Below are 20,612 nucleotides of genomic sequence, written 5' to 3'. Positions count from 1 at the left end.
GCGTCGCAAGGTCAGCGCCCGGGATCCACCTTCGGCATGGTTTCGGTTACCAGTGTCATCAGCATGTCGGACAGCAGCGCGTGCACCTGCTCGCGGGTAAGCGCGCCGCGGGTGATCCATTCTCGACCCGCGACTTTCACCAGCCCACCGAATGCGCGGACCATGGCGCGCAGTTGCGCACTGTGCGCCGATTCCGCGCGCCCGACCATCAGCAGCATCCGCTCGGCGGCCGCGTCATCGGCCTGATCCAGGATCTGCTGCACCTCGGGATCGTCACCGACGCCCTCGTGACTGGTCACCTTGACCCAGGTGCTGCCGTGTTCGGAGATCACGTCCAGCAGCCAGTGCACACTCGCGTCGACGCGTTCGCGATCGGTGCCGGTCGGCGCGACCATATCGTCGAGGCGCGGCAGGGTGACCATCCGGCGCACGACCGCGAGGTACAGATCGCGCTTATTGCCGAAGTAATGGTTGATCAGCCCGCGTGCGACACCGGCCCGCTGCGCGAGTTCCGCGGTGGAGACCGCCGCGTAGGGCCGCTCGCCGAACATGTCGATCGCGCACTCCAGGATCTGTGCGCGTCGCTCGTCCGGTTCCAGCCTGCGCCTGCGCGGCTGCGCCTCGGTGTCGTTTCGAGCGACCCGCAAGCGATCGCTAGCGGCGACCTCAGAGTGACCTGGCAATGAGATCCTTCATAACCTCGTTGCTGCCCGCGAGGATGCGCAGCACGCGGGCACCGGTGTAGAGCTGGGAAATCGGATACTCCGTCATGTAGCCGTAGCCACCGAACAGTTGCAGGCAGCGATCGACCACAATACCGAGTTGGTCGGTCAGCCAGTACTTCGACATAGCAGCCGTGGGAATATCGAGTTCGCCGCGCAGATGTTTGCCGATGCAGTCGTCGAGGAAGATCCGGCTCACCTTGGCAATGGTCGCGCATTCGGCCATCTCGAATTTGGTGTTCTGCATCGCGAACAGCGGCTTACCGAAGGCCTCACGTCCCTTGGTGTAGTCGACGGTCAGCTGCACCGCCTTCTCCATCATGGCCACCGCGATAATGCCGGTGACCAGCCGCTCCTGGGCCAGCAGCTGCATCATCTGATAGAAGCCCTGGCCCTCGGCCTCGCCGAGCAGATTCGAGGCGGGCACACGCAGTCCGTCGAAGAACAGCTCCGCGGTGTCCTGGGCCTTGCCGCCGATCTTGTTCAGGATGCGGCCGCGTTTGAAGCCCGGGGTGTCGTCACCCACCTCGGCGAAGATCAGCGAAACGCCCGCCGCGCCCTTGGTCGGATCGGTCTTGACGGCGATGATGATGCCGTCGCAGAGCCAGCCGTTGGTGATGAAGATCTTCGACCCGGTGATGACGTATTCGTCACCCTCGCGGACCGCGCGGGTCTTGATGTTCTGCAGATCCGAACCGGTGCCCGGTTCGGTCATGCCGATGGAGAGCACCATCTCACCGGTCGCGGCCTTGGGCAGCACCCGCCGCTTGAGGTCTTCGGTGCCGAAGTGCTGGATATAGGGCGCGATGATCGAGGTGTGGACGGCCATGCCCATCGAGCCGTCGCCCGCGAAGGCCTGTTCCTCGATAATGGCGGCCTCGTGCGCGAAAGTGCCACCGCCGCCGCCGTATTCGGTCGGGGTCGCGGTGCAGAGCAGGCCGAGTTCGCCGGCCCGGTTGTAGAGGGCGCGGTCGGGATGTCCCTGCGCGACGAACTTTTCCTCGTGCGGGACGACTTCCTTCTCGAAGAAGTTCCTCGCCAGTTCCCGGACCGCCTCGACCTCGTCGTCACTCCATGCCGCGCGTGCCATCGCAGAAATCCTTTGCTCATCGCGCGGGCCTGTCGCACCCGCGTCTCGTCATCAGAGTGGCGCACTATTGGCATGATGTCAACAAAGTGGGCACATGGCAGGTCAGGGTGGGTTTACGAGGGCGGAATGCGGATCAGCCGGTCGGCCGCTGGGCCTGGTTGACGGCTGCGAGCGAGGTGTAGATCGGGATGTCCGGATCGGCTGAAATGCCCTGGCGGCGCAGGAATCCATCGATCAGACCCCAGACAAATTCGGTTGCCTGGTCGACGAATTCGGCGGTGCCGTCGGGACGGCGGGGATCCGCGTCACCCAGCCACAGGTCGGTGATCGCGACGACGACGCCGACGACCGCGCGGGCCAGATAGTCGATGCCGGTGGCATCGATCGGAATGGATTCGGCGATCCCGCGCGCTTGGCCCGCGACGCGGCTCGCGGCCGCGCGGCCGAGATCGAATTGCGGTACCGAACCGTCGGAGTGCTGGGTGACATGCGCCTGGCCGAGGAACCGAAAGACGTTGGGGTGCTGCAGAATACTGTCGGCGTAGCCGGTGAGCACGCGGCGCAGCGCGACCCGGGGCGGTTGCAGCATCAGCGTCAGATCGCTGCCCGCACCGGCGGCGACGGAACCGGCCATCCGGTCGCCGATTTCGGTGTAGAGATCGGTCTTATCGGCGAACTGGCGGTACAGGCGCGGTTTGGTGATCCGGGCCTCGCGGGCGATGTCGTCCATGCTCGGGCGCGGACCGTCTCGGTCGATGACCCGAATGGCGGCGTCGACGATCTCCTCGCGGGTGATCGTCCGCGGCGCTGATCTGGCAGATCTGTCCGAACGGGCCATGGTTCGGAGCATACATGTACCGGCGGTACGCCCAGTTGGCCCGGAAGTGCGCCGGCTTGGGGGTGACCGACCTCATAGCCGGTCGTGGTTTCAATCCATTGCTTCGGGTAATACGTACTGTCAGTATCGGATCACGTACCGGCGGTACACGCAGCCCCCAGCGCATCGATCGAGGCAAGCAGATGACCGAACAGCTCGACTCCCCCGACCCGACCGGCATCCAGCGCCCGCTCCGCCGGTTCACGGTGCCCGGCGCGAATGGCGAGCTGGCTGTCTTCGAGTGGGGCGATCGCGGCGCGGAACCGCTCGTCTTGGTGCACGGACTGTCCGATACCCATCTGGTCTGGTCGGCGGTGGCGACGCTGCTGGCCGACGGCTTCCGGGTCATCGCCTACGACGTGCGCGGGCACGGTGGATCGGCGAAACCCGGTGTGCCACAGGACTATCGACTCGATCACCTGGCCGAGGATTTCTTCGCGCTGATCGATGCGATCAGTCCGAAGCGACCGGTGCACGTCTGTGGACACGGCTGGGGTGCGGTGCAGGTGTGGGAGGCGGTCTGCGATCCGCGCGCCAATACCCGGATCGCCTCGTTCACCGCCGTCGCCGGTCCGAATCTCGATCACGTCGGCATGACACTGCGCAAACTGGCCGGTCAACCGCGCCGAGCGCTGGAGCTGATCGCCGACCGGAAATTCTGGCGGCACGGAGTCGCAACGGCCCAGACCGCGGCGCGACGGATCACCTATCCGCCGCGGGTGCGGACCTGGTTGATCGAACAGCTCGGCGGCGTCAGCCGGATGTACGCGCCGATCGCTCCGACCTGGCGCGCGGATCTGACCGCCGGAGCACGGATCGCCGTGACCAACCTGGCGCATCATCTGCTGCGGCCGCGTGAGCGCACCACCGCGGTGCCGGTGCAACTCGTCGTGGACACCACCGACGTGCTGGTGCCGCCGTTCCTCTACTACGGCAGCGCACGTTGGGTGGATCGACTGTGGCGCTGCCCGATTCCGGCCGATCACTGGCTGCCGGTGACCGAGCCGCTGCTCGTCGCCGAGGCCATCGCGAACTTCGTCGAGGATCTGCGCGCGGCGAACGCCAGCATCCCGCAGTGACCGCCCAGATCCCACCAGCGGTGAGTGGCCGGGAAATCGGACGGGGTGGTACTTTGCGCGCATGACCGGACCGGGGGAACAACAGAACCAGCCCAACGACGCATGGTGGGCGCAGGAACAGCCGCAGCAGCAGGGACCGCAGTATTCACAATCGGATCCGACGATGGTCGGGCAGCCGGGGTATCAGCTGCCGTCGCAGCCCGCGGTTCCGGTAGTGGGACCGCAAGGCCCAGCCGAGCAGCAGCCCGCCGATCCGACGATGGTGCGCCAGTCGTTCGATCAGCCGGGGGCCGCGCCCGCCGGATACGCATCGGGGACCGGATACCAGCAACCGGGATACCACCAGTCCTCGCCTGGATATCCGCAACAGGGGACACCGCAGGCCGCGCCTGGATTCCAGCAGGCCGGAGCACCACAGGCCACACCCGCCGGATACCCATCGGGGACCGGATACCAGCAACCGGGATACCACCAGTCCTCGCCTGGATATCCGCAACAGGGAACGCCGCAGGCCGCACCTGGATTCCAGCAGGGAGGGGCGCCACAAGCCACACCCGGATTCCCGCAAACCGGAGCATCACAGTCGACACCGGGATTCCCGCAGCCCGGGTTTCAGCAGCCCGGATTCGAGCAGCCCGCACCCGGATTCCCGCAGGGTGCACCGGGTTTCCAACAGCCCGGATATCAGCAACAGGCACCCGGATATCCGCAGCCGCCCAAATCCGGTGGCAAAGGCTGGCTTTGGGCACTCGGCGCGGTCGTCGTCACCTCCGCGGTATGGGCGGGCGCGATGTTCGCGATCGGCGCATTCGACGCGGGCAAGGCCGATATCAGCAAGGACGCCGATCTGCGCGGCTACAAGTACATCGCCAATCTCTGCGATATCACCGACACCTCGCCCTACACCAGTGCGGGTTTCACGCTGTCGAAGACCGACTCCTCGGGCGATACCTATCCGAAGCACGAGGGCTCCAAGCACGCCGCGGTCGATTCGATGGGGTGCGATGTCCGCTTCACGCCGTCCGGCTCGACGGAGAAGTACGACTACGCCGCCATCTACACCAGCGCGCAGGTGCACAAGCAGACGAATCCGGGACCGGAATTCACCGCGTCGTACGAAACCTGGACCCAGAGCGAATACGGCAAGGACGCGAAGGTAGACAAGATCTCCGGACTCGGCGACGAGGCGTACGTGATCACCGGTAAGCACAAGTCGGACGATCCGACGGCCGATGTCTCACTGGCCGTGCGCGACGGCTGGGCCACCTACCACATCAGCTGGTCGCAGTATTCGTCCAGTTCGTCGAAGTCGTCGGGCAAGATCCTCAGCGCGTCCGAGGTCACCGACCTGCTGAAGAAGACGGCCACCTCGACCATGAGCAAGCTGCGCAAATAGGCGGCGTCCGGTCGGTGCGGGACCGCCCGCGCCGGCCGGTCCGCATTCGAATGCGACAATGGCTGGGTCAACCTCCCAGTTCACGAAGGATAAATTCGCATTCCGATGGTCGAGAACACCGCGTCGACGTCTACCGCACCAGCGCCGAGCGGCACCGCCATCGACCCCGATGAGCTGGCAATCTGCCTGCGGGTGCTGGAGCAGGCCGGGCAGTTGGACAAGGACGATCCGGCGTCGGTCACGGTGCAGCGCGCCGTCGGCCATATGTTCAAGAAGTTGAAGCAGCGCAGGCGAACCGTGGCCAGGGATGCGGTCGCCGAGGCGGACCGGGCGGTGGTCGCGGCGACCGCGACCGGATCGCCGAATCGGATCGATGACGAAACCGCGGGCATTCCGCTGACCTCGAATGCGGCGGGTGCGAGCGCGGGCACGCTGCTGCGGCCGCGGCCCTGCTATATCTGCAAGCAGCGCTACACCCGGGTCGATGCGTTCTATCACCAGCTCTGCCCGGACTGCGCGGCAGGCAGCCACGCGAAACGAGACGCCCGTACCGATCTCACCGGACGGCGCGCCCTGCTGACCGGCGGTCGCGCCAAGATCGGCATGTATATCGCGCTGCGGCTACTGCGCGACGGCGCGCACACCACCATCACCACCCGGTTTCCGAACGATGCGATCCGCCGCTTCGCCGCCATGGACGACAGCGCCGACTGGCTGCACCGGCTGCGCATCGTCGGCATCGATCTACGGGATCCGGCCCAGGTCGTCGCGCTCGTCGATGATGTCGCGGCACAGGGACCGCTGGATATCCTGATCAACAATGCCGCCCAGACCGTGCGCCGCTCCCCCGGCGCGTACAGCGCGCTGGTCGAGGCCGAATCCGGTCCGCTGCCCGCGGGTGCGCTACCGGATGTGGTGACCTTCGGCAAGACCATGCAGGCGCACCCCACCGCACTCACCGCATCCCTGACCCCGACGTTGTCCTCGGCCGACGTGGCGGAGCTGGCACTGGTCGCGGGATCAGCCACGCCGGAACGCATTTCGCGCGGTATCGCCATCGACGCCGGTGGTCTGGTGCCGGATCTCGCCCACACCAACAGCTGGGTGCAGACCGTCGCCGAGGTGGACCCGACCGAGCTGCTCGAGGTCCAGCTGTGCAATTCGGTGGCGCCGTTCATTCTGGTTTCCCGGCTGCGCCCGGCCATGGCCGCTGCCGGGGCCCGCCGCAAATATGTTGTGAACGTCTCCGCGATGGAGGGCCAGTTCTCCCGTGCGTACAAGGGTGCGGGCCACCCCCATACGAATATGGCCAAGGCCGCGCTGAATATGTTGACCCGCACCAGTGCCCGCGAAATGTTCGAACAGGACGCCATCCTGATGACCGCCGTGGACACCGGCTGGATCACCGACGAGCGACCGCACTACACCAAACTCCGCCTCGCCGAAGAGGGCTTCCACGCGCCGCTGGACCTGGTGGACGGCGCGGCCCGCGTCTACGACCCGATCGTCCAAGGTGAAACCGGCACCGACCTCTACGGCTGCTTCCTCAAGGATTACCAACCCTCGCCCTGGTGATCCAACAGGCCGAGGCCGCACCCATCCAGCGCTACGCTGGGCATATGGTGTATCGGCTGCTGGCCGATGCCACCGCCGCGGTGCATTTCGTATTCGTGGCGTACGTGGTGGTCGGCGGGTTCGTGGCGTGGCGGTGGCCGCGCACCATCTGGCTGCATCTGATCGCATTCGGGTGGGGATTCAGCACGGTGCTGTTCGGATTCGATTGTCCGCTCACCTATTTGGAGAATTGGGCACGGCATCGGGCCGGGATGGCAGGGCTGCCGCCGAGCGGGTTCATCGACCATTATCTGACCGGGGTGATCTACCCACAGAGTGCGCTGGGATTGGTGCGCGGGCTGGTCGCGGTGTGCGTGGTGGTGTCGTGGGTGGGCTACGCGTGGAGGGTGCGGGCGATGAGGTCTGCGACCTCGGAGACCTTGTCGTCGAGGTAGAAGTGCCCGCCGGGGAAGACCGTGTGGTCGAACGAACCGGTGGTGTGTTCGCGCCATTCCTCGGCCTGCTCCGGCGTCATCGTCGGGTCCTCGGTGCTGACCAGGGCCGACACAGCGCAGGACAGCGGTGCGCCCTCGCGGTAGCGGTAGGTCTCGACGGCCTGGTAGTCGCCGCGCACCGCGGGCAAGACCAGTTCGGCGAGGCTCGGTTCGTCGCGCAGGATCTGGATGGACGCGGGATCGGTCGCCAAGCGCTCCAGATCACCGATCAGATCGTCGTCGGAGCCGAGATGCAGCCGACTCTGCTCGACGAAAGTCGGTGCGGGACGACCGGATACGAACAGCGCGATGAGCGGTTGCCCCTTGCGTTCCAGGCGGCGTGCGGTTTCGAAGGCAACGGTCGCACCCATGCTGTGACCGAACAGCGAAAGTTGTTCCACCGGGCCCTGATTCAGTACCTCGTCCACGATCCGGTCGACGAGGGTGTCCATATCGCCGATGGTGGGCTCACCGAGCCGGTCCTGCCGACCCGGGTACTGGACGGCGGCAACGGCAATGCCGTTGTCGAAGCGTTCGGCCAGTGCCCGATAAGCCGTGACCGCTCCCCCACCCGGCGGGAAACACAGCAGTTGATGGTTCGGCGCGAGATGTGCGCGCAACACCCGCAGCCAGTCCGTCGCCGCAATGGCCTTGCCCACGTCGCCCTCCTTCACCCGAGATACTCTCCGTACCAATCCAGGACCCGCTGCCACGCCTCCGCGGCGGCAGTCGGGTTGTAGCGCGGTCCGGTGTCGTTGAAGAAGGCGTGGTCCGCATTCGGTGCGACGTAGATCTCATGGGTGAGACCGGCCCGGTCCAGGGCCGCTTCCGCGGTGGGGCGCGAAGCGATCACCCGCTCGTCCTTGGCGGCGTAGATCCCCAGTACCGCCGCCTTCGAACCGGACAGATCCCCGTTCTCCGGGAATGGGCCGTAAAACGGTGTCGCCGCAGCGAGTGTCGGTGTACCCGTGGCAAGCAGCATCCACACCAGACCGCCGCCGAAGCAGAATCCGGTAGCGCCGATCTTCTTTCCCGGCACCCGCCGTTCCAACTCGGCGATACCGGCCTGCAGATCGCCGATGAACTGTTGCGGCGCGATCTTGCCGAGTTCGGCGGTGGCCGCCGCCGGGTCGGTGAAGGCGGCGGTGCCGCCGAGTTCGGACAGCAGGTCGACCGCGAGCGCGGAGTATCCGGCGCCCGCGAAACGTCCTGTCACCGAACGGATATGGTCGGTGAGCCCCTTGTTCTCATGGATGACCAGGACGCTACCGCGCGGCTGTAGCGCGGCCGCCCAAGCGGCTTGTAAGCGGCGACCGTCCGGTCCGGGAAAGGTGATCGCGGTGGCCGGGACCGCACCGTTGGTACCCGGCGGGGCCGACGACGCCGCGGGTTTCGAGCCCGTCGACGCGGTATTCGCCTGGTCGCCGCTATTGGAGCAGGCGGCGAGCAAGGCCACCGAGGCGGTGGCGCCGACCCCGAGCATTCCTAGTCGGCGCAGTGCTTCCCGGCGGCCGATCAATCCGTCGGCATGGTCGGTGGCTATCTCTTCGGCGATATAACGCTGCAGCGGCGTCATGGCCCCGACCCTACTACTGCGGCGCAACAACTACCCTCGATCTCGTGATTGCGCACGAACAGCTGGTCCGCGACTACGAGGCCGGAATCGGTGTACCGGCCTCCGGCACCATCCCCGCCGCAGATCCGGGCAGCTGTTTGGCTGCGACGCTGCCGGTTTGGGCGCTGGCCGCCGGATCGGTGGCCGCGGTGACGGCGGCGGCGAACCGAATCCGCGACGCACACCACCTGAATCCGGTGCTGCACCGGCTGGATCCGGTCCGGATCACCGCCGCCTTCTCCAGTGAACGCCTGCTGCGCGTCGGCGGAGCGCCCGCCAAGGTATTCGCCGATCTGTCGGGATTCTTTCCCACCTTCGACGGCTGGGTCCGCACCCACGCCAACTATCCGCATCATCGCGCGCGATTGCTCGCCTCGCTCGGACTGCCCGACGACGCCCCCGTCGATCTCGCGGTGGCGCAGATGGCGATGAGCCGGGCCCGCGATATCGAGGAACGTGCGGCCGCGCACGGCGCCATCGCGGTCCAGGTGCGGAGCGAGCAGGAGTGGGCGGACAGCCCACAGGGTGCGGCCGCCGCCTCCGGTCCGCTGGTGGCGATCGACACCCGGATCGACCGTGGCGAACTCGGCCTGCCGATCGGGGCCTCGCCATTGCAGCCGTTGCGCGGGGTCCGGGTACTCGATCTGACCCGGGTGATCGCCGGACCCGTCGCGACCAGAACCCTGGCGCTGCTCGGCGCCGAGGTGCTGCGGATCGACCCACCGCACCTACCCGAGATCCCATGGCAATACCACGACACCTGCCAGGGCAAGCGCTCCACACTGCTGGATCTGCACCGGCACCTGCCGCTGTTCAACGAGCTGCTCGCCGCCGCCGACGTACTGATCACCGGATATCGACCCGGCGTACTGGAAAACGCCGGGCTCACCGCCGCCCGTCGTCCCGGCCTCGTACACGGTCGGATATCGGCGTGGGGCGAATCCGGCCCGTGGGGTCGGCGGCGCGGTTTCGACAGCATCGTCCAGGCCGCGGCCGGTATTTCGATCGTCGAGGGCGCACCCGCGGTGCCAGGGACGCTGCCCGCGCAGGCGCTCGACCACGCCTCCGGCTATCTGCTCGCCGCCGGGGTGATCGATGCGCTGGTCGCCCGCGCACATGACGGTATCGGCCGCGATGTCCGAGTCGCGTTGGCGCGCACCGCATCCTGGCTCCTCGACGCGCCCGGACGCGCCCCGCGTCATCCGCAGGCCGCGCCGCCGAGTCCGATGGCGGCGGTCACCCACGGCAATGTCACCACCGCCGCACCGGTGCTCGCCGAGTATCCGGATTACGCGTGGCCCGCACCACGTTACGGCGCGGATCGACCGGTGTGGCCGCTGCACACCCGATAGCACGCACGCTGTTCGACGCGCTCAGGACTCACCGGCCAGGGCCGCAATCGCCTTGGCCAGTCGCGCGCCGTCGGGCAGGTTCTCGCCCCCGGTGATCGTCCACAGGATGCCGAGGCCCTGGGTCAGCACGAAATACAGCTCACCTATCGCCTGGGCGGTGTCCGCATCGAGGTCGGGACGGGATTCCCGGACCGCTCGACCGATGTCCTCGTATGCACCGTTGAGGCTTTCGTCCATGAACGTCCGCGATTCCGGTGTCCGCGCGACGCGCACCAGATTCTCCAGACTGGCCAGCATGCCGTCCCGGTTGTCCTCGAAGACCTGCGGCATCGCGTTCCACATCTGGGTGAACGCCTCGAGCGGCGACTGACCGCCGCCCGCGCGGATCAAAGCTTCCATCCGGTCGCCGATATCGTTGCCGAGCGCCTCTGCGAGCGCCTCGGTGATCAGCCGATCCTTCGACCCGAAGTGATAGCCGATCGCGGCCAGGCTGACACCCGCCGCCGCCGCGATATCGCGTGCGGTCGTCTTCGCCACGCCACGTTCGATGATGGCCTTACGCGCTCCCGCCAATAGGTCTTCTCGGTTTCCCATGATCCCAGCTTACACACGCCTGAGACATTTGTACTAGACATTCGTGCGAACTTCGTGTTAGACATACGTCTGACACATTCGTTCGAGAGATTGGCCCGGTCATGAGCACCACATCCCTCCACATCCTCATCAGCGGCGGCGGCATCGCAGGCAACGCACTCGCATTGCAATTGCTGCGGGCGGGCGTCCGAACCACCGTCGTCGAGCGCGCTCCGAAGCCACGCCCGGGTGGACAGGCCGTGGACCTGCGCGGCCCGAGCCGCGAGGTCGCCGAGCGGATGGGTCTCATGCCGGGCATCCGCAAGTACCAGCTCGACGAGCGCGGCATGGCCTACGTCGGCGAAAATGGCCGGGAGTTCGCCCGGATGCCCGCGGAGATGTTCGACGGCAAGGGCCCGGTGGCCGAAATCGAGATCACCCGAGGCGATTTGAATCAGGTACTGCTCACCGAACTGGCCAGCACGGCGGGCGAACTCGATTACCGCTACGGCGAGTGGATCGCGGCGTTGCGCCAGGACGATACGGGCGTCGAGGTCGACTTCGCATCGGGGCGGACCGAGCGGTTCGATCTGGTCGTCGGCGCGGACGGTGTGCATTCGGCGACCCGGCAGCTGGCCTTCGGACCGGAGGAGCAGTTCGTCACCTATCTCGGCGGCTACATGTCGTTCTTCACCATCCCGACACCCGCCGGAACCGAGCCGGGCTGGTTCAAGATGCATACGGTGCCCAGTGCCGCGGTCGCGATTCGACCCGATGCCGATCCGGCCACCTCGAAGGCGATCATCACCCTGCGCACCGAGGCCGATCCTGCACTGCGCCGCGATGTCGCCGCGCAGCAGCGGCTCATCCACGACATGCTGGCCGAGGCCGGATGGGAGGCCCCGGCCATCCTCGACGCGATGACCACCACCCCGGACTTCTACTTCGACATGCTGGCGCGCGTCGATATGCCGTCGCTGTCGACCGGACGGGTCACGCTGCTCGGCGACTCCGGCTTCTGTGGCTCCCCGATGACCGGTATGGGCACCGCGATGGCCATCGTCGGCGCCTACGTCTTGGCCGGTGAAATCGCCGTCGCCCCAAATGATCTCGCGACCGCACTGAACCGTTACGAGGAGATCGTCCAACCGTTCCTGGACAAGGCCAAGGAGCTGCCCGGTGGCGGCATCAAGATGATGCTGCCCACCTCGCGCCTCGGCACGCGGATGGCGCGCGCGAGTATGAAGGTGATGACCTCGCGGGTGATGCGCCCGGTCATGCTGCGGATGATGTCGAATACCGACGACTACGTGCTGCCCACCTACTGAGCCGCCCGGGGCCGCTCGCTAGGCTCGACTGGTGCGGCAGAAGATCGTCATGGATGTCGATACCGGGATCGATGATTCACTCGCGCTTCTCTACCTGCTCGCCTCCCCGGAGGCCGAGATCGTCGGAATCGCCGCCACCGCGGGCAACGTTCCCGCACCGCAGGTGGCGGCGAACAATCTCGCCTGGCTGGAGGTGTGCCGTGCACCCGATATCGAGGTCGCGCTCGGTGCCCCGGAACCGCTCGCGATCCCGCTGCGCACCACCGAGGACACGCATGGGCCGCAGGGTGTCGGATATGCGGAACTGCCGCAATCCGCGCAGCCGATCTCGGCCCGGTCGGCGGCCGAGATGTGGGTCGAGCTGGCGCGCGGGGCTCCCGGCGCGATCGTCGGGCTCTGCACGGGACCGCTGACGAATCTGGCGCTCGCCCTTCGCCTCGAACCACGGCTGCCGCTGCTGCTGCGGCGGCTGGTGATCATGGGCGGAGCCTTCAATCACCCGGGCAACACCACGCCGACCAACGAATGGAATGTGCATGTGGATCCGGAGGCGGCCAAGGAGGTCTTCGACGCCTTCTCCGCCGCCCCCGCCGATCGGCGGCCGATCGTGTGCGCGCTCGATATCACCGAGACCATCGAAATGCGGCCGAAGCATGTGGCGCAGCTCGCCGAACGCGCGGGGAGTCTGCCGGTGGAGCTCGTTTCGGAGACCGATCCGCCGGAGGCCAGGTCGGCGACGAGCAATCCGATCGTGCGTCACTTCACCGATGCGGTCCGGTTCTACTTCGATTTCCACAAACTCTACGACCAGGGCTATCTCGCGCATATGCACGATCCGTTCGCGGCGGCCGTCGCGCTGGATCCGACGCTCGCCGTAACGCGACCTGCCACAGTCGATGTCGAACTCGTCGGCGCCATCACCCGGGCCACCACGGTGGCGGACTGGGCGGGCATGTGGGGCCGAGAACCCAACGCCGACATCGTGGTCGGCACCGACCCCGATGTGTTCTTCGAGCGATTGATCACCCGGGTGGGCGACTTCGCGCGGTCGGTATACCCGCAGGAGGCTGCTCGATGATCGGTGACAGCGACGACAATACCTACCTGACCGCTTTCCACACCCGGCTGGAACTGCCCGGAATCATCGACGTCCATACGCATTTCATGCCGGAGCAGGTCATGGCCAAGGTGTGGGCGTACTTCGATTCGGCCGGTCCGCTGGTCGGCCGGGAGTGGCCGATCACCTACCGCGACGACGAACAGGTCCGTTTGAAGACTTTGCGCGGCTTCGGTGTTCGCGCGTTCACCTCGCTGGTGTATCCGCACAAGCCGGATATGGCGGCGTGGCTCAACGAATGGACCGCCGATTTCGCCGAACGCACCCCGGACTGCCTGCACACGGCGACGTTCTATCCCGAACATTACGCGGACAGTTATGTGGAGGCGGCGATCGAGCGCGGCGCCCGGGTGTTCAAGGTGCATGTGCAGGTCGGCGATTTTCATCCCGGTGATCCGTTGCTGAATCCGGTGTGGGGCATGATCGAGGACGCCGGGATACCGGTGCTGATCCACTGCGGCTCCGGACCCGCGCCCGGCGAGTACACCGGACCGGAACCCATTGCCGGTCTACTGCACCGCTATCCGCGCCTGCAGCTGATCATCGCGCATATGGGCACACCCGAGTACTCCGAATTCCTGGATCTGGCAGAGGAATACCCGGGTGTGCACCTGGACACGACGATGGTGTGGACCGATTTCACCGAGGCCACCGCACCCTTTCCGGCCGCCGAGCACGGCAGACTGCACTCGTTGCGTGACCGCATTCTGTTCGGTAGCGACTTTCCGAATATCCCTTACTCCTACGGGCATTCGATCAGTGCGCTGGAGCGCCTGGAGCTGGGTGATTCCTGGCTGCAGCAGGTCTGCTACCGAAATGCCGCACGGCTCTTCGACATCGCCTGACACTCACACCGATGCGACGGTGAATCTGGTTCGCCGGTGCGCGGGCCGCTCGGCCTCATCGAGTAGCGCTACCGCGAAATCCGCCATGGACATCGCCGAGACTCCGTCGGCATTCGTGAGCAGTTCGTCCGTGCCGAGCCGGTAGGCGCCGGTTCGCCGACCCGGCACCAGTTCGGCAGGCGGGCTCAGATACGTCCAGTCGGCGGCGGTTTCGGCACGGCAGATGGCGAGCTGGTCGGCGCAGGCGCGGGCGATGGCACGCAATTCGACCGGGAAATCCGGGCTTTCGTGCAACGTCAGCGCGTCGTCGCCGGGTATGAGCAGCGTGGCCGCGCCGCCGACCACCAGCAGCCGCACGCCGGTGCGCGCCGAGCCCGACAACAGCACCGAGGCGATGGCTGGCAGTTCGTGCTCGCGACCGGGTGCCGGGCGGGTCGCGGTGATCACGAGGTCCTGTCCGCCGCTCAGGGATATGACATCGTCGAGGTTCGCCGCATCACCCGAGCGCAACGTCGCCGCGGCGGCTACCGCACCGGCACGCGCGAGGTCGCGGACCACCGCGGTGACTTCGTGCCCACGGTCCAGTGCCTCGGCCACCACTCGGCTGCCCACGTCGCCCGCTGCTCCGAATACGGTGATACGCATGATGATTCGCCTTCCATCCGGATCTGGATCAATTACTCAGCCCTAGGAACATAGCTTAGCGTTAAGCAATTCCCGGCTATGAGATACCTCACTGCTGAGGTATTAGCTAGGCTGCGGGCGTGACAGATCATGTCGAACGGGTGCTCGATCAATGGCGCATACAGCGTCCCGACCTGGACGTCTCGCCGATGGCCGTCCTCGGCAGATTGACCAGGCTGTCCCAGGTGGTCGGCACCGAGCTACGCAAAACCTTCGCCGCGCACGGACTCGACGCCGCCTCCTTCGACGTGCTCGCCACCCTGCGTCGCAGCGATCCACCCCACCGCCTCACCCCCACCGAACTCATGCGTTCGGCGATGATCACCTCTGGAGGTGTCACCCAACGTCTGGACCGCCTGGAGGAACGCGGCCTCGTCACCCGCGCACGCAGCGAACACGATGGGCGCGGCGTGCACGTCACACTCACCGATGCTGGGCGCGAACTCATCGATGCGGCACTCCCCGACCACGTCGCCACCGAGGCCCGCCTGCTCGAACCCCTCACGCCCGCACAGCGCAAGCAACTCGCGACCGCTTTGCGCACCCTGCTCGAGGCCCACGGCGATTCGGTCTGACGCACTGGGCGACACCCCGCGGCGGGGTGTCACCACCTCAACTGTCGAAGGCGGCGAGGAGCTGCTCGGCGGCCAGTGCGGCGGTCGATGTTCCGTCGCGCACCTGCTTCTCCACTTGCGCGCGAATGGCTTTGACGTTCGGGTTCTCCGCGAGGCGGCGCAGCAGTTGGTCGTGCACCATGGTCCAGGTCCAGTCGACCTGTTGGCGGCGGCGCTTTTCGGCGAATTCACCGGCCTCGGTGAGCACCCGGCGGTGTTCGAGGACGGTGTCCCAGAACTTGTCCAGCCCATGGCCTTCCAGACCGCTCATGGTGAGCACCGGCGGGCGCCAGAGCGCGTCGTGCGGATGGATGAGGCGCAGCGCCCCGGCCAATTCGCGGGCGGCCGCCTTGGCCTCGATCTCGTGTTTGCCGTCGGCCTTGTTCACCGCGACCAAGTCGGCGAGTTCCAGGACACCTTTCTTGATGCCCTGCAACTGATCTCCGGTGCGGGCCAGGGTCAGAAAACAGAACACGTCGACCATATTGGCGACCGTCACCTCGGACTGGCCGACACCGACGGTCTCCACCAGGATCACGTCGTAGCCCGCGGCCTCGAGCACCACGATGGTCTCGCGGGTCGCCTTGGCGACACCGCCGAGGGTGCCCGCGGTCGGCGAGGGCCGGATATAGGCGTTGCGCTCCAACGACAGTCGTGCCATGCGGGTCTTGTCACCCAGGATGGAGCCGCCGGTGCGGGTGGAGGACGGGTCGACGGCCAGCACCGCGACCCGATGCCCCTTGCCGATCAGATCCATACCCAGCGCATCGATGAACGTCGACTTGCCGACGCCGGGAACACCGGTGATACCGACACGATTCGAGGTGACCGTATCGGTCGGCGGGGTCAGCTGCAGCAGTAGCTGCTGTGCGAGCTCCCGATGATCGGCCCTGGTCGACTCGACCAGGGTGATGGCCCGGGCAAGGGCGGCCCGCTCCTGAGAGCTGACCGCCTGCGCGAGTGCGTCGACATCTATGACGCGCTTCGCACCCGTCGCCCGACCACCACCGCTGCTCGAATCGCTGCGCGATGCTGGAGTCATTCGCCGCTGCCGCCGCCGATCTCGTGACCGAGTTCGCCCGCCAACTTCTTCAGCAGATCGATCGCGGCGTCCGCGATAACCGTGCCGGGCGGGAAGATCGCCGCCGCACCCGCCGCGTACAGCTCGTCGAAGTCACCGGGCGGGATGACGCCGCCGACGATGACCATGATGTCGGGTCGCCCGACATCGGCCAGTGCCTGCCGCAGGGCGGGCACCAGCGTGAGGTGGCCGGCCGCCAGCGAGGACACACCGACGACGTGCACGTCGTTATCGGCCGCCTGCTGCGCCACCTCTTCCGGGGTCTGGAACAGCGGGCCCACATCGACGTCGAAGCCCAGGTCGGCGAAGGCCGTGGCGATCACCTTCTGACCTCGGTCGTGCCCGTCCTGGCCCATCTTGGCGACCAGGATGCGCGGCCGACGGCCCTCCGCCTCGGCGAATTCCTCGACGAGTTCGATCGCCTTGCTGATATTTGTCACCTTCCCGGCCTCGTCGCGGTACACACCGGAGAGCGTACGGATCTCGGCCTGGTGGCGGCCGTACACCTTTTCCAGCGCATCGGAGATCTCACCGACGGTAGCCTTGGCGCGCGCGGCGTTGATGGCCAGCGCGAGCAGGTTGTTCTCCATGCCACCCTCGGAAGAGGCCGCCGCACGGGACAATTCGCCCAGCGCCCGTTCCACCTCGGCCGAATCGCGTTCGGCGCGAAGCCGGTTCAGTTTCTCGATCTGTTCGGCGCGCACCCGCGAATTCTCGACCTTGAGGACCTCGACCTGCTGGTCTTCTTCGACCTGGTACTTGTTCACACCGATCACGGGCTGCTGACCGGTATCGATGCGCGCCTGCGTGCGAGCGGCCGCCTCCTCGATGCGCAGCTTCGGGATGCCCTCACCGATCGCCTGCGCCATCCCGCCGTGCGCCTCGACCTCGGCGATATGCGCGCGGGCGCGGTTGGCCAGCTGGTGGGTGAGCCATTCCACGTAGTACGAACCACCCCAGGGGTCGATCGGGCGCGTGGTGTTGGACTCCTGCTGAATCAGCAGCTGGGTATTGCGGGCGATACGCGCGGAGAAGTCCGTCGGCAGGGCCAGCGCCTCGTCGAGAGCGTTGGTGTGCAGCGACTGGGTGTGGCCCTGGGTCGCGGCCATCGCCTCGATGCAGGTGCGCGCCACATTGTTGTAGGCGTCCTGCGCGGTCAGCGACCAACCCGAAGTCTGCGAATGCGTCCGCAACGAAAGCGATTTCGCGCTCTTTGGCTCGAACTTCGCGACCAGCTCACTCCAGAGCAGCCGTCCCGCACGGAGTTTGGCGACCTCCATGAAGAAGTTCATGCCGATGGCCCAGAAGAACGACAGTCGCGGCGCGAACTTGTCGACCTCCATGCCCGCGGCGATACCCGCGCGAATGTACTCGACACCGTCGGCGAGGGTGTAGGCCAATTCCAGATCGGCCGTGGCTCCGGCCTCCTGGATGTGGTAGCCGGAGATGGAGATCGAGTTGAACTTCGGCATCTTCGCGCTGGTGTAGGCGAAGATGTCGGAGATGATCCGCATCGAGGGCTTGGGCGGGTAGATGTAGGTATTGCGGACCATGAACTCTTTCAGAATGTCGTTCTGAATGGTTCCGGCCAGCTGTTCCGGTGCGACGCCCTGTTCCTCGGCCGCGACCACATAGAGCGCGAGGATCGGCAGCACCGCGCCGTTCATGGTCATCGACACCGAGACCTGATCCAGCGGGATGTGGTCGAAGAGCTGACGCATGTCGAGAATGGAATCGATGGCCACACCAGCCATCCCGACATCACCCTGGACGCGTGGGTGATCGGAGTCGTAGCCGCGGTGGGTGGCCAGGTCGAAGGCGACCGACAGACCCTTCTGGCCCGCCTGCAGATTGCGGCGATAGAAGGCATTCGAATCCGCGGCGGTGGAGAAGCCCGCGTACTGGCGAATGGTCCATGGCTGGTTCACGTACATCGTCGGGTACGGACCGCGCAGGAACGGCGCGATACCGGGCACGCTGTCGAGCGGATACCCTTCGGCCGCAATGGCATCGCGGTCGGCCTTGGTGAAAACCGGTGGCACGTCGATACCTTCGGGCGTCGACCACACCAACTGTTCGGGGGTGTAGTTGTTCGCCTCGGCGGCGGCGCGCACATAGGCGTCGACCTGTGCGGAGCCGACGTCGGCGGGTTCGGCCGGACGTTCGGACAGCGGCACCTCGGCGAAACTGCCGATACGGTGCTCGATGCCGCCCGGCTCGTCGATTTCGCCCGGCTTGTCGATATGACTCAATGTCATCAGGCTCCCACCTTCTCCAACAGGTCGGACAGTGCGGCCACCGCATCGATGCGGGCCGCGAGATAACCGTCGGGGCGCTGTGCGGCGCCGAGGTCGGCGACGGCCTTTTCCGCACCGGCCAGCAGCACCGTCTCGATACCGGCGGCACGCAACTGCTCGGCCGCCGGACCTGCCTGCTCTGAGTAACGCTTGTCCGAACCACACAATACGGCGATCGTGGCACCGGATTCGGTTGCCGCCGTACCGATTCCGGCCACATCCAGCGGACCGGGGTTGATCGACTCGATACCGCCCGAGGCCAGCAGGTTCGCAATGAAGGTGACCCGCACATTGTGCTCGGCCACCGTTCCCAGCGGCACCAGCAGCGCACGCGGTCGCGCACCCTTGGCGGCGAGGTAGGCATCCGAGCGATTGCGCAGCGCCTCGAAGGCGGCGCCGTAGCGAACTACCTGTCCGGGCCGGCGCGCGGCCTCGGACAGCGGCTGTTCGGCCAGGTTCGGGAATTCGTTGACACCGGTGACCGCCGTCTTGCGGTGTGCCACATCGGCGTCCCGGGCCGACCGGGTCGCGGCGATCCGCTCGGCGAGCAGGCCGGAGTCCAGTGCGGCCAGGTAACCGCCCGCGGCCTCGAGCTCCTGCATGAACTCCCATGCCTTGGCGGCGAGTGCGGCGGTGAGATCCTCGACGTACCAGGAACCGGCGCCCGGATCCTGCACATGACCGAGGTGCGACTCCTCGAGCAGCAGCAGCTGGGTATTGCGAGCCATGCGGTCGGCGAACGACTTCGAGACGCCGAGTTCGCCGGGCGGCAGTGCCGAATCGAAGGGCAGCACCGTGACCGCGTCCGCGCCACCGACTCCCGCGCCGAAGGCCGCGAGGGTGGTGCGCAGCATATTCACCCACGGGTCGCGCTGGGTCATCATCGCGGCGGAGGTCACCGCATGCTGCGGGGCGTCACCGAATGCGGGTGCGCCGCACACATGCGCGACGCGGGCCCAGAGCTGGCGGGCCGCACGGAATTTCGCGATGGTGGCGAACTGGTCGTCGGTCGCGGCGAAGCGGAACTCCAACTGCTCGAAGGCATCCGCGATGTCCTGACCGGCCTCGGCGAGTGCGCGCAGGTAGGCCAGACCGGCGGCCACCGCCGCACCGAGCTCCTGGGCGTCCGAAGCGCCCGCATCGTGAAAGACGGTGCCATCCACGGTGATAGCGCGCACGGTCTCCGGACGCTGCACCGCCTGACCGGCCAGGGCGATGGCCTCCGCCAGTTCGATATCGGCGGTTCCGGCGAAGCGACTGGTGAGCGGGGCCGCGCCCAATGCGACTCGAATTTCGGTCCGGTCCGCCACCTGGTAATCGTCGAGCTGCGCGAAGACCTGTTGTGCCGCTGCGGAAACCGCGTCCCCCGCGGCGAGTGTCAGCGGCGCCAGTTCGAACAGCAGACCCGACAGGGCCGCGGGCAGTTCGGCCACCGGCACACCGCGCTCGCCCGCGCCGAGCCACAGTGCACTGATCCCGTTCTCCAGTGCGGCCAGGATCTCGCGATTCGCCGCGGCGCCATCGGCCGCGCCGATGAAGGCGCTGACATACCAGCCGCGATGCACGTCCCTGGTGGCGTCGCGGCCACGGACGAACGGATATTCACCAGGCAGCGGCAGTTCGGGCCGCTCATCCCCGCGGGTGTACAGCGGGGCGATGGTCAGACCGTCGTAGGTCTGTTCCTCGAGCAGCTTTTCTGGCTCCTCCGGAAGTTCGGCGACGTCGACCCTGCGGGCCTTCGCCAGCACCCCCGCCACGCCCTTGCGCCATGCGGCGTAATCGGGCACCGGCTCTGAAGCAATCGGCATAGCTGCTGTTCCTCTTCTCCTCGGCGCACACCCTCGCGTGCGCCCGAAACCGTTGCATTCGCCCAGCTCAGCGAGCACATCGGTTA

At 66.7% G+C, this 20,612-nt stretch carries 19 protein-coding genes; 9 read left to right on the top strand and 10 right to left on the bottom strand.

Annotation, left to right across the window (positions count from 1 at the left end; genetic code table 11):
- Nucleotides 1–11 precede the first annotated feature (11 nt).
- From ACQPZ2_RS18385 to ACQPZ2_RS18375, 3 genes are all read right to left on the bottom strand, one after another.
- The gene (locus ACQPZ2_RS18385; protein ID WP_433526646.1) at nt 12–683 is read right to left on the bottom strand and encodes a TetR/AcrR family transcriptional regulator; all 672 of its coding nucleotides are present in this window, start codon (nt 681–683) and stop codon (nt 12–14) included.
- On the bottom strand, nt 667–1,812 hold the full coding sequence (locus ACQPZ2_RS18380; protein ID WP_433526645.1) for an acyl-CoA dehydrogenase family protein: 1,146 nt from the start codon (nt 1,810–1,812) through the stop codon (nt 667–669). The genes ACQPZ2_RS18385 and ACQPZ2_RS18380 overlap by 17 nt, the downstream gene beginning before the upstream one ends.
- 133 nt (nt 1,813–1,945) lie before the next feature.
- Nucleotides 1,946–2,650: a TetR/AcrR family transcriptional regulator gene (locus tag ACQPZ2_RS18375; RefSeq protein WP_433526644.1), complete on the bottom strand. Its 705-nt coding sequence runs from the start codon at nt 2,648–2,650 to the stop codon at nt 1,946–1,948.
- 182 nt (nt 2,651–2,832) lie between these two features.
- Between ACQPZ2_RS18375 and ACQPZ2_RS18370 the strand changes: the two genes are divergently transcribed.
- The 4 genes from ACQPZ2_RS18370 (at nt 2,833) to ACQPZ2_RS18355 (ending at nt 7,173) form a co-directional block, all read left to right on the top strand.
- Entirely contained in the window at nt 2,833–3,768 is a 936-nt protein-coding gene (locus ACQPZ2_RS18370) for an alpha/beta fold hydrolase (RefSeq protein WP_433526643.1), read from the top strand.
- A 61-nt stretch (nt 3,769–3,829) separates the two neighbouring features.
- Complete coding sequence (locus ACQPZ2_RS18365; RefSeq protein ID WP_433526642.1) at nt 3,830–5,164, top strand: hypothetical protein; 1,335 nt, start codon at nt 3,830–3,832, stop codon at nt 5,162–5,164.
- Nucleotides 5,165–5,269: 105 nt separating this feature from the next.
- On the top strand, nt 5,270–6,739 hold the full coding sequence (locus tag ACQPZ2_RS18360) for an SDR family NAD(P)-dependent oxidoreductase (RefSeq protein ID WP_433526641.1): 1,470 nt from the start codon (nt 5,270–5,272) through the stop codon (nt 6,737–6,739).
- Nucleotides 6,740–6,783: 44 nt separating this feature from the next.
- Nucleotides 6,784–7,173, top strand: coding sequence for a DUF2784 domain-containing protein (locus tag ACQPZ2_RS18355; RefSeq protein ID WP_433527461.1), 390 nt, complete (start codon nt 6,784–6,786; stop codon nt 7,171–7,173).
- On the opposite strand, the gene ACQPZ2_RS18350 is transcribed toward ACQPZ2_RS18355, so the two are convergent.
- Nucleotides 7,113–7,886 (bottom strand): thioesterase II family protein, encoded by a 774-nt coding sequence (locus ACQPZ2_RS18350; protein ID WP_433526640.1) that lies wholly within the window; start codon nt 7,884–7,886, stop codon nt 7,113–7,115. The two genes, ACQPZ2_RS18355 and ACQPZ2_RS18350, sit on opposite strands and share 61 nt — an antisense overlap.
- Nucleotides 7,883–8,788: a dienelactone hydrolase family protein gene (locus ACQPZ2_RS18345; protein WP_433526639.1), complete on the bottom strand. Its 906-nt coding sequence runs from the start codon at nt 8,786–8,788 to the stop codon at nt 7,883–7,885. Before ACQPZ2_RS18345 ends, ACQPZ2_RS18350 begins: the two co-directional genes overlap by 4 nt.
- A 44-nt stretch (nt 8,789–8,832) precedes the next feature.
- Between ACQPZ2_RS18345 and ACQPZ2_RS18340 the strand changes: the two genes are divergently transcribed.
- The gene (locus tag ACQPZ2_RS18340) at nt 8,833–10,179 is read left to right on the top strand and encodes a CoA transferase (protein WP_433526638.1); all 1,347 of its coding nucleotides are present in this window, start codon (nt 8,833–8,835) and stop codon (nt 10,177–10,179) included.
- 21 nt (nt 10,180–10,200) lie between these two features.
- Here ACQPZ2_RS18340 and ACQPZ2_RS18335 read toward each other — a convergent pair whose 3' ends face one another.
- Nucleotides 10,201–10,773, bottom strand: coding sequence for a TetR family transcriptional regulator (locus ACQPZ2_RS18335; RefSeq protein ID WP_433526637.1), 573 nt, complete (start codon nt 10,771–10,773; stop codon nt 10,201–10,203).
- 101 nt (nt 10,774–10,874) lie between these two features.
- On the opposite strand from ACQPZ2_RS18335, the gene ACQPZ2_RS18330 reads away from it, so the two are divergent.
- Genes ACQPZ2_RS18330 through ACQPZ2_RS18320 form a run of 3 tightly spaced genes read left to right on the top strand, consistent with a single transcriptional unit; the run spans nt 10,875 to nt 14,042 of the window.
- Entirely contained in the window at nt 10,875–12,080 is a 1,206-nt protein-coding gene (locus tag ACQPZ2_RS18330) for an FAD-dependent monooxygenase (RefSeq protein WP_433526636.1), read from the top strand.
- 49 nt (nt 12,081–12,129) lie between these two features.
- On the top strand, nt 12,130–13,158 hold the full coding sequence (locus tag ACQPZ2_RS18325; RefSeq protein WP_433527460.1) for a nucleoside hydrolase: 1,029 nt from the start codon (nt 12,130–12,132) through the stop codon (nt 13,156–13,158).
- Complete coding sequence (locus tag ACQPZ2_RS18320; RefSeq protein WP_433526635.1) at nt 13,155–14,042, top strand: amidohydrolase family protein; 888 nt, start codon at nt 13,155–13,157, stop codon at nt 14,040–14,042. The genes ACQPZ2_RS18325 and ACQPZ2_RS18320 overlap by 4 nt, the downstream gene beginning before the upstream one ends.
- Nucleotides 14,043–14,045: 3 nt before the next feature.
- Here ACQPZ2_RS18320 and ACQPZ2_RS18315 read toward each other — a convergent pair whose 3' ends face one another.
- On the bottom strand, nt 14,046–14,687 hold the full coding sequence (locus ACQPZ2_RS18315) for an NAD(P)-dependent oxidoreductase (protein WP_433526634.1): 642 nt from the start codon (nt 14,685–14,687) through the stop codon (nt 14,046–14,048).
- 119 nt (nt 14,688–14,806) lie between these two features.
- Between ACQPZ2_RS18315 and ACQPZ2_RS18310 the strand changes: the two genes are divergently transcribed.
- On the top strand, nt 14,807–15,301 hold the full coding sequence (locus ACQPZ2_RS18310; RefSeq protein ID WP_433526633.1) for a MarR family winged helix-turn-helix transcriptional regulator: 495 nt from the start codon (nt 14,807–14,809) through the stop codon (nt 15,299–15,301).
- Nucleotides 15,302–15,338: 37 nt separating this feature from the next.
- On the opposite strand, the gene meaB is transcribed toward ACQPZ2_RS18310, so the two are convergent.
- The 3 genes from meaB to ACQPZ2_RS18295 are packed head-to-tail and all read right to left on the bottom strand — an operon-like array spanning nt 15,339 to nt 20,526.
- The gene (gene meaB, locus ACQPZ2_RS18305; RefSeq protein WP_433526632.1) at nt 15,339–16,382 is read right to left on the bottom strand and encodes a methylmalonyl Co-A mutase-associated GTPase MeaB; all 1,044 of its coding nucleotides are present in this window, start codon (nt 16,380–16,382) and stop codon (nt 15,339–15,341) included.
- The gene (gene scpA / locus ACQPZ2_RS18300; RefSeq protein ID WP_433526631.1) at nt 16,379–18,679 is read right to left on the bottom strand and encodes a methylmalonyl-CoA mutase; all 2,301 of its coding nucleotides are present in this window, start codon (nt 18,677–18,679) and stop codon (nt 16,379–16,381) included. The genes meaB and scpA overlap by 4 nt, the downstream gene beginning before the upstream one ends.
- Nucleotides 18,679–20,526: a methylmalonyl-CoA mutase family protein gene (locus ACQPZ2_RS18295; RefSeq protein ID WP_433526630.1), complete on the bottom strand. Its 1,848-nt coding sequence runs from the start codon at nt 20,524–20,526 to the stop codon at nt 18,679–18,681. The genes scpA and ACQPZ2_RS18295 overlap by 1 nt, the downstream gene beginning before the upstream one ends.
- Nucleotides 20,527–20,612: the final 86 nt, after the last annotated feature.

The organism is Nocardia pseudovaccinii (assembly GCF_050942345.1).
Lineage (GTDB): Bacteria > Actinomycetota > Actinomycetes > Mycobacteriales > Mycobacteriaceae > Nocardia > Nocardia pseudovaccinii.
This window is presented reverse-complemented; position numbering and strand designations above follow the sequence as displayed.

Bases quoted from the DNA above. Each gene is read 5' to 3' on its own strand.
- ACQPZ2_RS18380 (WP_433526645.1), bottom strand. From the start codon at position 1,812: ATGGCACGCGCGGCATGGAGTGACGACGAGGTCGAGGCGGTCCGGGAA.
- ACQPZ2_RS18375 (WP_433526644.1), bottom strand. From the start codon at position 2,650: ATGGCCCGTTCGGACAGATCTGCCAGATCAGCGCCGCGGACGATCACC.
- ACQPZ2_RS18370 (WP_433526643.1), top strand. From the start codon at position 2,833: ATGACCGAACAGCTCGACTCCCCCGACCCGACCGGCATCCAGCGCCCG.
- ACQPZ2_RS18365 (WP_433526642.1), top strand. From the start codon at position 3,830: ATGACCGGACCGGGGGAACAACAGAACCAGCCCAACGACGCATGGTGG.
- ACQPZ2_RS18360 (WP_433526641.1), top strand. From the start codon at position 5,270: ATGGTCGAGAACACCGCGTCGACGTCTACCGCACCAGCGCCGAGCGGC.
- ACQPZ2_RS18355 (WP_433527461.1), top strand. From the start codon at position 6,784: ATGGTGTATCGGCTGCTGGCCGATGCCACCGCCGCGGTGCATTTCGTA.
- ACQPZ2_RS18345 (WP_433526639.1), bottom strand. From the start codon at position 8,788: ATGACGCCGCTGCAGCGTTATATCGCCGAAGAGATAGCCACCGACCAT.
- ACQPZ2_RS18335 (WP_433526637.1), bottom strand. From the start codon at position 10,773: ATGGGAAACCGAGAAGACCTATTGGCGGGAGCGCGTAAGGCCATCATC.
- ACQPZ2_RS18330 (WP_433526636.1), top strand. From the start codon at position 10,875: ATGAGCACCACATCCCTCCACATCCTCATCAGCGGCGGCGGCATCGCA.
- ACQPZ2_RS18325 (WP_433527460.1), top strand. From the start codon at position 12,130: ATGGATGTCGATACCGGGATCGATGATTCACTCGCGCTTCTCTACCTG.
- ACQPZ2_RS18320 (WP_433526635.1), top strand. From the start codon at position 13,155: ATGATCGGTGACAGCGACGACAATACCTACCTGACCGCTTTCCACACC.
- ACQPZ2_RS18315 (WP_433526634.1), bottom strand. From the start codon at position 14,687: ATGCGTATCACCGTATTCGGAGCAGCGGGCGACGTGGGCAGCCGAGTG.
- meaB (WP_433526632.1), bottom strand. From the start codon at position 16,382: ATGACTCCAGCATCGCGCAGCGATTCGAGCAGCGGTGGTGGTCGGGCG.
- scpA (WP_433526631.1), bottom strand. From the start codon at position 18,679: ATGACATTGAGTCATATCGACAAGCCGGGCGAAATCGACGAGCCGGGC.
- ACQPZ2_RS18295 (WP_433526630.1), bottom strand. From the start codon at position 20,526: ATGCCGATTGCTTCAGAGCCGGTGCCCGATTACGCCGCATGGCGCAAG.